Here is a 13,275-nt window from a genome sequence, read left to right as displayed (position 1 = left end):
ACCATATGGTCACCTATCATTGAACCCATGGACGACGTGTTCAAAGCACTCTCCGACCCCACCCGGCGGGACCTGCTCGACGAGCTGTTCCGCGAGGACGGCCAGACCCTGAGTGCGCTTGAGGCACGGTTCAGCATGAGCCGGTTCGGGATTGCCAAGCACCTCCGCGTCCTGGAGGACGCAGGCCTGGTGGTGGCCCGCCGTCGAGGGCGGGAAAAGCTGCATTTCCTCAATCCCGTCCCCATCCGCCTGGTCCACGACCGCTGGGTCAGCAAATACGCAGAACCATGGGCCGCTGCCCTCAGCGACCTCAAATCCAGATTGGAAAGTCCCATGGAAAAAATCTTCGAGATCTACATCAAGACCACGCCCGAACGGCTCTGGGAAGCCATCACGGACAGCGACATCCGCAGCAAGTACCAGTTCGGCAACACCATGGAGTCCGACTGGTCCCCCGGCGGGCGCTTCGAAATGGGCAATCCCAAGGCAGGCCAGATCCTCGGCGAAGGCGAAAACCTGGAAGTCGACCCGCCACGGAGGCTGGTGCAGACCATGCGGGCCCTCTGGGGCGAGGACGTCAAAGCCGAGGGCACCTCGAAGGTCACCTGGGAGATCGAACCGGTGGGCGATTCCTGCCACCTCACCGTCACGCACAGCGACCTGCGGGAGGGCGCCAACGAACAGCTCTACGGCGGCTGGCCGATGATCCTCTCCGGCCTGAAGACCTGGCTGGAAACCGGTGAAAAGCTCACCACGCCCGGCTCCCTGATGTACACCTGACGCGCCGCAGCCCCGCCGAGGCGGCTAGGCCTTTTGCTGCCGCCAGAAAACGGAAATCCCGAACGTCACCGCGCACAGCACCAGCATGGCCAGGACCATCCGCATCCAGCTGTCCTGGTGCACCCCGCCGGACGCGAACACCCCGATCATCACGGTCGCGGTGATGGCACCCACGTAGCGGCAGGTCTGGTAAATGCCGGCCGCGACGCCCCGGTCCTGCGGCCGGGTGGAGACGAACATGCCCTGGTTGGAGGCGATGCCCACGGTTCCGTACGGGATGCCCATCAGCGCTGTCAGGACCACCACGAAGGGAATGGCCAGGGTGCCGGTCAGCACCCACATGAGGGCCGCCACCACAGTCAAAAGGACGACGCCGGCGAGCAGCACCCGCCGGACACCGAACCGTCCCATCGCGGCAACTGCCCAGGGCGTGGCGATGACGGACATCCCGGCCAGGGGCAGCATCAGCAGGCCCACCACGCCGGGATCGTAGCCGCCGGCCTCCTGGAGCAGCTGCGGGAGGCCAAAGAAAACGAAGTAGTACACGCTGCTGAACACGGCGAAGGCCAGGTACACCAGCATGAGCGGCCGGTTCCGGCCCAGCAGCCGCAGGTCCAGGAAAGGCTTGGCGAAGCGCAGCTCGCGCCAGGCAAACAAGGCTGCGAGCACGGTTCCGCCGGCCAGCATGAGCCAGCGGTAGTCCGGCGCCACGTTCAGCGCCGCCATCATGACCAGCAACAACGCGCCGATGAACCCCGCGATGCCCGGGACATCCGAGTCACGCACCAGCTCTGCCACGCTGCCGCGCTCCCTGGCCTTGTCCGGCGGGGCCGCCCTCGCGACGATCAGCAGCGCCGCCAGGGACAGCGGGACGTTGACAAGGAACAACGACTCCCAGCCCACGAAACCCACCAGCAAACCACCCACCACGGGACCCACCGCGGCTGCGGACGTGTTGGCCATCTGCAGCCGCCCGAGGGGGCGCGCCGCGTCAACGTTGGCCTGGTGTGCCAGCGTGCCCACCATCACCACCGCACTCGGATACGCGGTGGCCGTGCCGAGGGCCATGACCGCACGCGCGACGCAAAGGAGCGCGAAGTTCGGGGCCAGCGGAGCCAGCGCACACGTGATGGCCACCAGTCCCATGCCCAGCAGGAACATCCGGCGCGGGCCGAACCGGTCGGCCAGTCTGCCCATGACCGGCTGGCCGGCGGCGGAGGCCAGATAGAAGGATGTGACCACCCAGGTGACGGCGGCGACGTCGAGCCCGAAGTCGGCGCGCAGTACCACCAGGGCCACGGCGATCATGGAGGAGTTCAGCGGGTTCAGTGCCGTGCCCAGGCTGAGGCCGGCGACGGCCAGGGCAGTCCGGGGTTTGTTGCTCACGGTAACAGTCTGGTCCACGGTGGGCGCCGGGGACGACTTGGCGGGCTGACGGCGTGGTGTGGTGTTGGCTACTTGGCCGTAAGTCCCACCGGGAAGAGCGCGTCCTCGACGGCCCGGGTGAGATCCCGGATCACCTCGGCCTGCCCGTCATCCGGCACCCCTTCCGGGTTCTCGGTGTAGATGACCAGCGCGAAGGTGGAGCCGCGGTAGCTCAGGAGCGCTGCATCGTGCAGCTCCCCGCCGACCTCCCCGTACTTGTGGTAAACGTCCACGCCGGAACGAGACCCCGCGGGAATGAGGTCCTCGTTGTTGGTGTGCTGCATGTAGCCCAGCAGCTGCTCCGTGTTGTCCTTGTCCAGGAGCTCGCCCGCATACAGCTTTTTGAGGATCAGGGCCATGTCTGCCGCGGTCAGCATGTTCTGTTCGGGGTCGTACGTGATCCCGATGGACGCCGCGTAGGCGATGAGCTGCGGATAGCCGACGGCATCCATCAGGAGCAGCCAGGAATCATTGTTGCTGTCGTTGACCATGGCCTTGAGCTGGAACGCAGCGTCGTAGTCGCCCATGGGATCGTCCAGGCTCGCCTGGCCGTTCTCCACCAGGTGGTAGTAGGCGGCTGCGGTCAGGATCTTGGCTGTGCTGGCCGCCGTGAATGTGTCCGCATCGCCAAAGGTCCTTTCGGCGCCGCCGGACACGTCGGCGAGCGCCAGCCCGATCCGGTATTGGTCCGCTTCGCCCAGGATGTTGTCCACGTTGTCCTGCAGCGACGGCGGGGCTGCCGCTACCGGTGAGGCGGGAACAGCGGGCTGGGTGGGAGTCACCGCGCCCGACGGCGGCTCGGACCGGGCCACGGCCAGGGTCACGGTGCCGATGATCACCAGCACCAGGGCGATAGCCAGGATAAGCAGCCTCTTGTGGCCCTGCCGCCTGTGGGCCGACGCCCTGCCCTGAGCCGGCGGCTTTCCCGGCACCGGCGGCGGAGCACCGCGGCCGGTTTTGGGCACCATGGGGTGCATGGACATACAAGGGCTCCTGGTCCGCTTCGGCAATCTCAAACAACGTCAGCGCGGGGGTGTGCCGCGCTGACAGATGCTGATTAAATCACCGGATTTTGGGAGCTACCTGAAGGCTTGCCGGACGTTCCGCCGGACCGTTCCGGCGACCCGCCAAACCGGTGCCGACGCGCAATTTCCGTGACGCGCCCGAATACCGGCCGCGCCAGGGAGTCTCCGCAGCGGGCAGGAATTTGCGGGTCGAAACCTAGCCCCGCGTGCGGGCCGCGATAGCGCTCTCCAGGAACTCCAGGTGCGCGGGCGTCACGGCCACCACGCTGGCCAGGTACTCGGGGTGCTTGGCCAGGAACTTCTTGATGAACGGGCACACCGGGACGATTCCAATGCCGTCTGCCACCGTACTGTCCAGAGCAGCCGTCGCCAGGCGGCCGGCCAGGCCCTGGCCGCCGTATTCCTCGTTGATGACTGTGTGGTAGAAAATCCGCTGCGGCGACTCCCCGCCGTCGTACTCCTTGTACGCCGCCTTGCCGATCACGTTGCCGGCATCAAGAATCTCGAAGCGGTCGCGCCCGGGGGTGTGGCGGACGGTGATGTCGCTCAAGGGAACTCCTTCAGTTGCGGATGGTGCTAACCGTGCAAAGCCTAACCTGCACGGGGCGGCACTTATTTCCGCAGCGGCGCTCCCTGGCGGCATCCCCGTCCGCCGCCGCCCTCAGCTCAGGTAGCCGTTCGGGTTCAGGACGTACTTGGTGGCTGCGCCGGCGTCGAACTCCGCGTAACCCTTCGGTGCATCCTCCAGCGGAATCGCCTTGGCGTTGACGTTCTTGGCGATGCTCACCCTGTCGTTCAGGATGGCCATCATCAACTGCCGGTTGTACTTCATCACCGGGCACTGGCCCGTGGTGAAGGAGAGGGACTTTGCCCAGCCCGTGCCCAGGCTCAGGCTCAGTGCGCCCTTCTTGGCGGCCTCGTCGATGCCGCCCGGATCACCGGTGACATACAGGCCCGGGATGCCCAGGGCGCCGCCGGCCGCGGTGATCTCCATCAGGGAGTTCAGCACGGTGGCCGGAGCCTCGGACGCGCCCTGCCCGTGGCCGCGTGCTTCAAAGCCCACGGCGTCCACGCCGCAGTCGACCTCCGGGACGCCCAGGATCTGTTCGATCTGCTCAGCCGGGCCGCCCTTGGTCAGGTCCACCGTCTCGCAGCCGAATGTGCGGGCCTGGGCGAGGCGGTCGGCGTTCATGTCGCCCACAATTACGACGGCGGCGCCCAGCAGGTGCGCGCTGGTGGCCGCTGCCAGGCCCACGGGACCGGCGCCCGCCACGTAGACCGTGGAGCCGACGCCCACACCGGCGGTCACCGCACCATGGAACCCCGTGGGAAAGATGTCCGAGAGCATGGTCAGGTCCATCATCTTTGCCAGGGCCTGGTCCTTGTCCGGGAACTTCAGTAGGTTCCAGTCGGCGTACGGGACCAGGACGTAGTTGGCCTGGCCTCCCACCCAGCCGCCCATGTCCACGTACCCGTAGGCGCTGCCGGGCCGGTCCGGGTTCACGTTCAGGCAAATGCCCGTCTTGCGCTCCTTGCAGTTCCGGCACCGGCCGCAGGCGATGTTGAACGGCACGGAACAGATGTCCCCCACCTTGATGAATTCGACGTCCCGGCCCACTTCCACCACTTCACCGGTGATTTCGTGGCCCAGCACCAGGTCCGGCGGGGCCGTGGTGCGGCCGCGCACCATGTGCTGGTCCGAGCCGCAGATGTTGGTGGCCACGGTTTTCAGGATCACCCCGTGGTTGACCGGGCGCCCCACGTTGGCCGGGTTGACGCCGGGCCCATCCTTGAGCTCGAACGTTGGGTAGTCAATGTCAATTACTTCCACCTTGCCGGCTTCTTTGTAGGCAACGGCTTTGTTCCCTGTCATCTATCGCTCCTATAGTCAGGCGTCCGGTGGGACGGCCGTGATCTGGGTAGGTGAGACATCCCGCATGGGGAACAGTCCTGGCCGGTTGGTGCATCCTGATGTTTGGCGTGGTCAGGTACCGGTTCCCGGGGTGGGGATTCGCCCAGTCTAGGCACGGCCCCCAGAGCGGTCTAGGGGTAGGGGCCCCTTGTTTACCGGGGGCTTGTAATGGGGAACTGTTATCCGCGGCGTACGCTGTACCCACCGGCCCCGCGCATGCAGGACGGCCGGTTCCCAGGCAAGTTCTACCGTTGAGGAGAACGGCATGAAAACGCGCACTATTGGACAACTGACAGTCTCGGCCCTGGGCCTTGGCTGCATGGGCATGAGCGAGTTCTACGGCAGCGGTGACGAACAGGAGTCGGTGGCAACGATCCACGAGTTCCTGGACGCAGGCGGATCGCTGCTGGACACGGCCGACATGTACGGCCCCTTCACTAACGAGAAACTTGTGGGCAGCGCCATCGCAGGACGCCGCGAAGACGTTGTGCTCGCCACAAAATTCGGCAATGAACGCCGCGAGGACGGTTCCTGGGTGGGCATCAACGGCCGGCCCGACTACGTCCGTTCTGCCTGCGACGCCAGCCTCCAGCGGCTGGGGGTGGACCACATCGACCTGTACTACCAGCACCGGGTGGACAAGACGGTTCCCATCGAGGACACATTGGGAGCCATGGCGGAACTGGTCCAGGCCGGCAAGGTCCGGCACCTGGGCCTCTCAGAAGCGTCCGCGGAAACCATCCGGCGGGCCCACGCCGTGCACCCCATCACCGCGCTTCAGACTGAGTATTCGCTGTGGGAGCGCGAGCCCGAGACCAAGGTGTTCCCCGTGCTCGCGGAGCTGGGCATCGGTTTCGTGCCGTACAGCCCCCTGGGCCGCGGCTTCCTCACCGGCCAGATCCGCAGCGTGGACGACTTCGCCGAGGACGATTTCCGCAGGCACTCCCCCCGTTTCCAGGGCGATAACTTCACCCGGAACCTCGAACTCGTGGACCGGGTCAAGGAGCTGGCGGACCGGAAACAGTGCACCCCCGGACAGCTGGCACTCGCATGGCTGCTGGCGCAGGGTGAGCACATCGTCCCGATCCCTGGCACCAAGAAACGCGAACGGCTGCGCGAGAACCTCGGCGCCGTGGATGTAGACCTGACCCGGGACGAACTTCAGCTGCTGGACGAGCTTGCGCCGGCGGGGTCCACTGCCGGCGCCCGCTACCCCAACATGTCCACTATCGACGCGTAGCCCCCGGGGACCACGCACGGACGGCCCTCCCCCGCATAATCGTTGCCGGCCAGCACCGCTTATGCGGGCCCGGGCCGTCCACGGCCCCGGCCCGGCAACGGTTTACGACGGCGGGCGGCGCTGGCGTAGGGTGGTCCCTACGGCTGAAGCAAGCGGCCGCTGATTTCTTCTGTGCGGAGCCCAGTTCCATGTCCGACGAACCTGCCCTTCGGGCCCTTGCTGCTTCATCTTTCAACCTGCCGGACCTTCGGGACGGGCAGCTGGCCGGCATGGCCGCGCTCGTGGACGGCCGTGATGTCCTGGCCGTCATGCCCACCGGCTACGGCAAGTCAGCGATCTACCAGGTCGCAGCCCTGGAGCTGCACAAGGCAACGGGACGTCCCGCCGTCGTGGTTTCACCGCTGATTGCCCTGCAGGAGGACCAATTGGAGGGCCTGTCCCAGTTCCTCGGACCGGACGCCGCCGTGGCCATCAACTCCTCGCACAGCGACGCCGACATCGAGAATGCCTGGCGCGCTGCCGAGGAGGGCTCGGCCGTGTTCCTGTTCCTCGCCCCGGAACAGCTGGCCAAACAGGCAACAGTGGACCGGATCAAAGCACTGGACATCACGCTGTTCGTCGTGGACGAGGCACACTGTGTATCCTCCTGGGGACACGACTTCCGGCCGGATTACCTGGCGCTGGGACATGTCCGGGAGCAGCTGGGGAACCCGCCCGTTGCGGCCCTGACCGCCACGGCTTCCCCTCCGGTCCGGGACGAGATCGTGGACCGGCTTGGCATGAAGACGCCCCTGGTGCTGGTGCATGGGTTCGACCGGTCAAATATCAGCCTGGACGTGGTCCGGCACCACGAAGACAAGGACAAGCGCAAAGCAGTGCTGCTGCAGGTGGCCGGCCTGGCGCGGAAAGGTCATGGGCTCCTGTACGCCGCCACCCGGAAGGACACAGAGAAATACGCCGCCAAGCTGGTTTCAGAGGGCTTGCGTGCCGAGGCGTACCACGCTGGCCGGTCTGCCAAGGACCGTGAACGCATCCACGAACTCTTCCTGGACGATGGGCTGGACGTGGTGGTGGCCACCACTGCGTTCGGCATGGGAATCGACAAGCCCAACGTGCGCTTCGTGGTGCACGCCGATATCCCGGAATCGCTGGACTCCTACTACCAGGAGATCGGCCGGGCAGGCAGGGACGGCCAACCGGCCTCCGCCGTGCTCCACTACAGGTCAGAGGATCTTGGCCTCCGTAGATTTTTCGGCACCCACTCCCCCGATCCCGAGTCGCTCCTTGCCGTGCTGAAGGTCCTCAAGGCGGCCCACGCGCCCACCCCCAAGTCCTCCCTTGCCGAGTTGACGGGGTTCAAGGCCCGGCGCATGACCTCCCTCGTGAACCAGCTGGAGGAAATCGATGCCGTCAGCACCGGAAAGCGCGGGGTCCGGCTCGCGTCCAAAGCCAAGCTGCCCGCGTTGGTGGCGGACGCCGTCGAGCTGGCCGAAGCCCGGCAGCGGGTGGACCATTCCCGGCTGACCATGATGCGCGCCTATGCCGAGACGGACGGCTGCCGGCGGCAGTTCCTGCTCGGCTACTTTGGCGAGGACCTGCCGGCCCCCTGCGGGAATTGTGATGGGTGCGCAGAAGCCCCCATCCAGGCGGAGGCGAAGAAGTCCGACGGCGGCGCGGCGGCTTCCGCTGCCGCCGAGCCTTTCCCGTTGCAGTCCGCGGTGGTCCACAAGGACTGGGGTCCGGGCCTGGTGATGCGGCACGAGGATGATGTCATCACGGTGCTCTTCGAGCAGGAAGGGTACAAGACGCTGTCCCGGGCAGCCGTCGTGGAGCACCAGCTGCTGAAACCCGCTTAGGTAGGCTGGAGGGACACTCCAACGAAAGGCCCGCCGCGTGGAAGTACCTGCTTATGCCTGGACCCTGACCATTGCGGCGATCGCCGGGCTGCTGGCCTTCGACTTTTTCTTCCACGTCCGCAAAGCCCACACTCCCTCCCTCAAGGAATCAGCAACCTGGTCCGCCATCTACGTGACCATCGCGGTGCTCTTTGGGCTGGTTGTGCTGCTGTTCGGCGGACCCGACATGGGCACCGAGTACTTCGCCGGCTACGTCACCGAGAAAGCGTTGTCAGTGGACAACCTTTTCGTGTTCCTGATCATCATGGCCAGCTTCAAAGTGCCGCGGGCGGACCAGCAAAAAGTACTGCTGTTCGGCATTGTCTTCTCCCTGATTGCCCGCACGGCCTTCATCTTCCTGGGCGCCGCGCTGATCAACAGCTTCGCTTGGGTGTTCTACATCTTCGGGCTCATCCTGCTGGTCACGGCCGGTAACCTGCTCAAACCGGACGACCACGACGACGACTCCGACGGGTTGGTGGTCCGGCTCGCCAAGAAACTGCTGCCTGCCTCGGAACACTACGACGGCGACAAGCTGTTCACGGTGGAAAACGGCAAGCGGGTCCTGACGCCGATGCTGCTGGTCATGGTGGCCATCGGCGGTACGGACATCCTGTTCGCTCTGGACTCCATCCCGGCAATTTTCGGGCTGACCCAGAATGTCTTCGTCGTCTTCACGGCGACCGCGTTCTCCCTGATGGGCCTGCGGCAGCTGTTCTTCCTGATCGACGGCCTGCTGGACCGGCTGATCTTCCTCTCCTACGGCCTTGCCGTCATCCTTGGGTTCATCGGCGTGAAGCTCATCCTGCACGCCCTGCACGAAAACACGCTGCCCTTCATCAACGACGGCGGGCACGTCAACGTGGTGGAGGTCAGCACGGGCCTGTCGCTCAGCGTGATCCTCGGGGTGCTGGTGGTAACCATCCTGGCTTCGGTCTTCAGCCCCAAGGGCAAGGCCAAGAATGCGGTTTCGGGAGCAAGGCGCCACGCCACCGAGTACGTGGACCTCAACTATGAAACGGACATGGCGGAGCGGGACAAGATCTTCACCAAGATGGTCCGCGAGGAAGACCAGATCCGGAAGCTTCCCGAGAAGTACAAGCGGCTGGTCCGCAACGAAACCGAGTTCCTGGACCTGATCCGGCAAGCCCATGACGAGCACGACAAGGCCCAGGTGCGGGCTGCCGCGAACGAAGGCTGAGGTTACCGGGTCAGTTGGGGACCTTGGAATGTGCCTGGTCTGAACCGTTCCGAGGCCTGCAGGAGTGATTGTCAGCCCCTGTTGCTACGTTTGATTCAAGGCCAGGGGAACGTTCCCCTCGGCCACGGACAGTTGGGGAGGCCCCGTGTTTTTGCTCGATGCCGGTGTGCACGCTGGAGACGGCACGCCGCCGGACCTGGTTTTCTCCGCCAGCGACCTGGTGGCCGCCAGCGAATGCGAGTACCGCACCCTCCGCATCCTGGACGAAAAACTGGGCCGCACCGCCAAGGCGGAGTTCCCCGCCGACGAGATGCAGAAGCGCGCCGGCGGGTTGGGCGACCAGCATGAGCAGACCGTGCTCGCCAGCCTGGTAGCCAGGTACGGCGAGTGGGACGCGAGCCGCGGCGCCGGCGTCTACTCCCTCGAACGCGGCCAGAACCTGCGCGGGGATTTGCTGGCAAAGCACGCGGAGACCGAACTCGCCCTCCGCTCCGGGGCAGATGTGGTCTTTCAGGCAACGTTTTTCGACGGCGAATTCCTGGGCTACGCCGACTTCCTGGTCAACGAAGCTGCAGGCACCGGCGCCCCGGGCCGCTACGAGGTCTGGGATACCAAACTTGCCCGTCACGCCAAGGTTGGGGCACTGCTGCAGCTGGCCGCCTACGGAGATCAGCTCCTGGGGATGGGGCTTGAGCCCTCCCCCGTCGTCACGCTGGTGCTTGGAACACGGGTGGGTGGGGACTGGCTGCGGAGCAGCCATTCGCTGCCGGACCTGCTGCCCGTTTTCCGGGAACGACGCCGGCGCTTCCGCTACCTGACAGCCAGCCACCGCGCCGGTGACGGCGCGGTGGAGTGGCAACAGCCCGGCGTCGTGCACTGCGGACGCTGCGACTACTGCGCGGAGCAGGTACAGCTTCACCGGGACCTCCTGATGGTGGCGGGCATGTCAGTGGTCCAGCGGCGGAAACTGCACGCGGCGGGCATCACCACCATCGATGAGCTGGCAGCGATGCCCGCCGGCGAGGCAAGGAACTCGGTGGCCAGGCTCCGTGCCCAGGCGCGGATGCAGCTCGGCCTGGACCGGACTGCAGGTTCCCGGACGTTCACGAAGGATGGACAACCGCATACGGTGTCGTTCAGCGTGCTCCAGGACAATGCCATCGGCTCGCTTCCTGCCCCCAGCGCCGGTGACATCTTCTTCGACTTCGAGGGCGATCCGCTGTGGCAGGATCCGGCCACGGGCGCGTGGGGCATCGAGTACCTCTTTGGCGTCGTCGAAGCTCCCGTACCGGGTGCCGCCGGCGATCCGGTGTTCCGGCCGTTTTGGGCGCACTCCCGCTCCGGGGAACGCCGCGCCTTCCTGGATTTCCTGGAGTACGTCGAGCAACGCCGCGCCGTGTACCCGGACATGCATGTCTACCACTACGCCGCCTACGAAAAGACTGCGCTGCGGAACCTGTCCCTGGCCCACCAGGCCGGCGAGGACACGGTGGACGACTGGCTGAGGCAGGGGCTGCTGGTGGACCTGTATGCCACCGTCCGGCACTCCATCCGCATCTCCGAGGCCTCGTACTCCATCAAGAAGCTCGAACCGCTGTACATGGGAGACAACTTTCGGTCCGGTGACGTCAAGGACGCCGGCGCCTCCGTGGTGGCCTATGCCGCCTACTGCGCTGCGCGGGACGCCGGCCGGCAGGAGGAAGCCGCCACCATCCTGGCGTCCATCTCCGACTACAACCAATACGACTGCCTCTCCACCCTCCGGCTCCGTGACTGGCTGCTTGACATCGCACCGCAGGCGCCGGAAGACGGAACCGACGGCGGTGCTGCCCACACCAACGGGCCGGCCACGGCAGTGCTGGCCGGTGGAGGAGAGTCCGATGACGGCGGCGCGCCGGGCTCCGACGAAGCCCCGGAAGGGACGCAGTTGCGCGAGTACTTGGCCGGCCTTCCCGATGACCGGCCCTGGACCGATGATGAGCGGGCCCTCGCCATGGTGGCAGCTGCCACCGGATACTACCGGCGGGAGCGCAAGCAGTTTTGGTGGCAACACTTCGACCGGGTCGAGGCGCCACTGGACACCTGGGCCGACCAACGCAACGTGTTCGTTGTGTCCTCCGCGGAAGTGGTCTCGGACTGGGCGCTGGCCAAGCCCCGGGAACGCATGCGCACGCGCGTCCTGAAGCTCCGGGGCACCATGGCAGAGGGCTCCGACTTCCGCCCCGGCACCAGCTGGTGCCGGCTGTACGACGCCCCCGGGCCTGATGGGATGGCCGATCCGCAGGCCGCGCCCGGAACCAGGGCCTTCACATTCGGGACCAGGATCAGTGATCTTGAGGAGGCGCCGGACGGCCCGGAGCACCTTGTCACCATTGTGGAGCGGGAAACGGGAAAGGTGGGCGCCTACCCGCACCTGCCCGTGGCCCTGACCGAGGACCAGCCCGTGGCCACCGCCAGCATTGAAGCAGCCATCGCGGAGATCGCCCGGACGGTCGGTGCTTCTGCCCCGTCCATTCCAGCCCAGCCGGGCCTGGACATCCTGCGCAAGCTGCCACCGCGTTTCCGTTCCAGGCCGGTTCCCGCGGAGGTCCTGCATGGCGGGGACGGCGCTGCCGACTATGCCGGGGCCATTACCGAGTCCTTACAGGACCTGGACCACTCCTACCTGGCCGTCCAAGGCCCACCGGGGACAGGAAAGACCTTCGTCGGCGCCCACGTGATCGGCCGGCTCGTCGCCCGGGGATGGAAGGTCGGGGTGGTGGCGCAGTCGCACAACGTGGTGGAGAACCTGCTCTGCCGGGCCATTGAAACCGGCGGAGTGGATCCGCGGGCGGTGGCCAAGAAACTGGCTGCACCGCACCACGTCCCGTGGGGCCTTACAGCGGACGGCGACGTGGGCCGCCTGCTGGCGTCGCCGGGCGGCTGCCTGGTTGGCGGCACGGCGTGGACCATGACGGGTAAGGAAGTTCCGGCTGGGTCGCTGGATCTGCTGGTCGTTGATGAGGCCGGCCAGTTCTCCCTCGCCAACACCCTGGCGGTCTCCGTGGCAGCTAAAAGGCTGCTCCTGCTGGGCGATCCCCAGCAGCTTCCGCAGGTTACCCAGGGCACGCACCCCGAACCTGTGGATGAGTCAGCGCTGGGCTGGCTGGCCGCCGGACACGCCACGCTGCCTTCGAGCCTGGGGTATTTCCTGGCAGACACCTGGCGGATGCATCCGGACCTGTGCCGGGCGGTATCGGACCTCAGCTACGAAGGAAAGCTGCACTCTGCTCCTGCTGCATCGCTTCGCGAGCTCGAGGGGCTGCCGCCTGGGGTGGAAACGGTCTTCGTGGATCACAGCGGCAACGCCACTGCATCGCGGGAAGAAGCAGAGGAAGTGGTGCGGCAGGCGCGCCGCCATCTGGGCCTGAAGTGGACGCCGGACCCGGACTCGGGGTCCCGCCCCCTGGAGCAGGCGGACCTGCTGGTGGTTGCTGCGTACAACGCCCAGGTGCATCTGATCCGCAAGCATTTGGCCGAGGCCGGGCTGCCGGAGGTGCGGGTGGGCACGGTGGACAAGTTCCAGGGCCAGGAAGCTCCCGTTGTGCTGGTTTCCATGGCGTGTCCGGCAGTGGCTGAGGCTCCGCGCGGTGCGGAGTTCCTGCTGAACCGGAACCGCATCAACGTGGCAGTGTCGCGCGGACAATGGCGTGCCGTGATTGTCCGCTCCCCAGAGCTCACCAGCTATATGCCGCACAAGCCAGCGGCGCTGGAGGAACTCGGTGCCTTCATTGGGCTCAGCCCGCGGGAGTAGCCGA

9 protein-coding genes are annotated in these 13,275 nt (G+C 66.2%); 5 read left to right on the top strand and 4 right to left on the bottom strand.

What is annotated here, in order from left to right; all coding sequences use genetic code 11:
• Positions 1 to 27: 27 nt before the first annotated feature.
• A complete protein-coding gene (locus ACFVTD_RS20505) occupies positions 28 to 780 on the top strand; it encodes an ArsR/SmtB family transcription factor (RefSeq protein WP_387566841.1) in 753 nt (250 codons plus the stop codon).
• A gap of 24 nt (positions 781 to 804) precedes the next feature.
• On the opposite strand, the gene ACFVTD_RS20500 is transcribed toward ACFVTD_RS20505, so the two are convergent.
• The 4 genes from ACFVTD_RS20500 to fdhA form a co-directional block, all read right to left on the bottom strand.
• The gene (locus tag ACFVTD_RS20500; protein WP_387566838.1) at positions 805 to 2,166 is read right to left on the bottom strand and encodes an MFS transporter; all 1,362 of its coding nucleotides are present in this window, start codon (positions 2,164 to 2,166) and stop codon (positions 805 to 807) included.
• Positions 2,167 to 2,234: 68 nt separating this feature from the next.
• Positions 2,235 to 3,188, bottom strand: coding sequence for a serine hydrolase (locus ACFVTD_RS20495; protein ID WP_387566835.1), 954 nt, complete (start codon positions 3,186 to 3,188; stop codon positions 2,235 to 2,237).
• A 238-nt stretch (positions 3,189 to 3,426) separates the two neighbouring features.
• Positions 3,427 to 3,780 carry a GNAT family N-acetyltransferase gene (locus ACFVTD_RS20490; protein ID WP_387566832.1) on the bottom strand — a complete coding sequence of 118 codons (354 nt, stop codon included), beginning with the start codon at positions 3,778 to 3,780 and terminating at the stop codon, positions 3,427 to 3,429.
• Between the two features lie 111 nt (positions 3,781 to 3,891).
• Positions 3,892 to 5,103: a formaldehyde dehydrogenase, glutathione-independent gene (fdhA, locus tag ACFVTD_RS20485; RefSeq protein WP_387566829.1), complete on the bottom strand. Its 1,212-nt coding sequence runs from the start codon at positions 5,101 to 5,103 to the stop codon at positions 3,892 to 3,894.
• A gap of 304 nt (positions 5,104 to 5,407) precedes the next feature.
• On the opposite strand from fdhA, the gene ACFVTD_RS20480 reads away from it, so the two are divergent.
• The 4 genes from ACFVTD_RS20480 (at position 5,408) to ACFVTD_RS20465 (ending at position 13,271) form a co-directional block, all read left to right on the top strand.
• Positions 5,408 to 6,382: an aldo/keto reductase gene (locus ACFVTD_RS20480; RefSeq protein WP_387566827.1), complete on the top strand. Its 975-nt coding sequence runs from the start codon at positions 5,408 to 5,410 to the stop codon at positions 6,380 to 6,382.
• A gap of 188 nt (positions 6,383 to 6,570) precedes the next feature.
• Positions 6,571 to 8,238 carry a RecQ family ATP-dependent DNA helicase gene (locus ACFVTD_RS20475; RefSeq protein WP_387566824.1) on the top strand — a complete coding sequence of 556 codons (1,668 nt, stop codon included), beginning with the start codon at positions 6,571 to 6,573 and terminating at the stop codon, positions 8,236 to 8,238.
• A 37-nt stretch (positions 8,239 to 8,275) separates the two neighbouring features.
• A complete protein-coding gene (locus tag ACFVTD_RS20470; protein ID WP_387566821.1) occupies positions 8,276 to 9,478 on the top strand; it encodes a TerC family protein in 1,203 nt (400 codons plus the stop codon).
• Between the two features lie 145 nt (positions 9,479 to 9,623).
• A complete protein-coding gene (locus ACFVTD_RS20465; RefSeq protein WP_387566818.1) occupies positions 9,624 to 13,271 on the top strand; it encodes a TM0106 family RecB-like putative nuclease in 3,648 nt (1,215 codons plus the stop codon).
• The last annotated feature ends 4 nt before the right edge of the window (positions 13,272 to 13,275 follow it).

It is taken from the genome of Pseudarthrobacter sp. NPDC058119 (genome assembly GCF_042884655.1).
In the GTDB taxonomy this organism is placed as follows: Bacteria; Actinomycetota; Actinomycetes; order Actinomycetales; family Micrococcaceae; genus Arthrobacter.
Note: the sequence above shows the minus strand (reverse complement) of the source record. Positions and strands in the feature narration are given on the sequence as shown.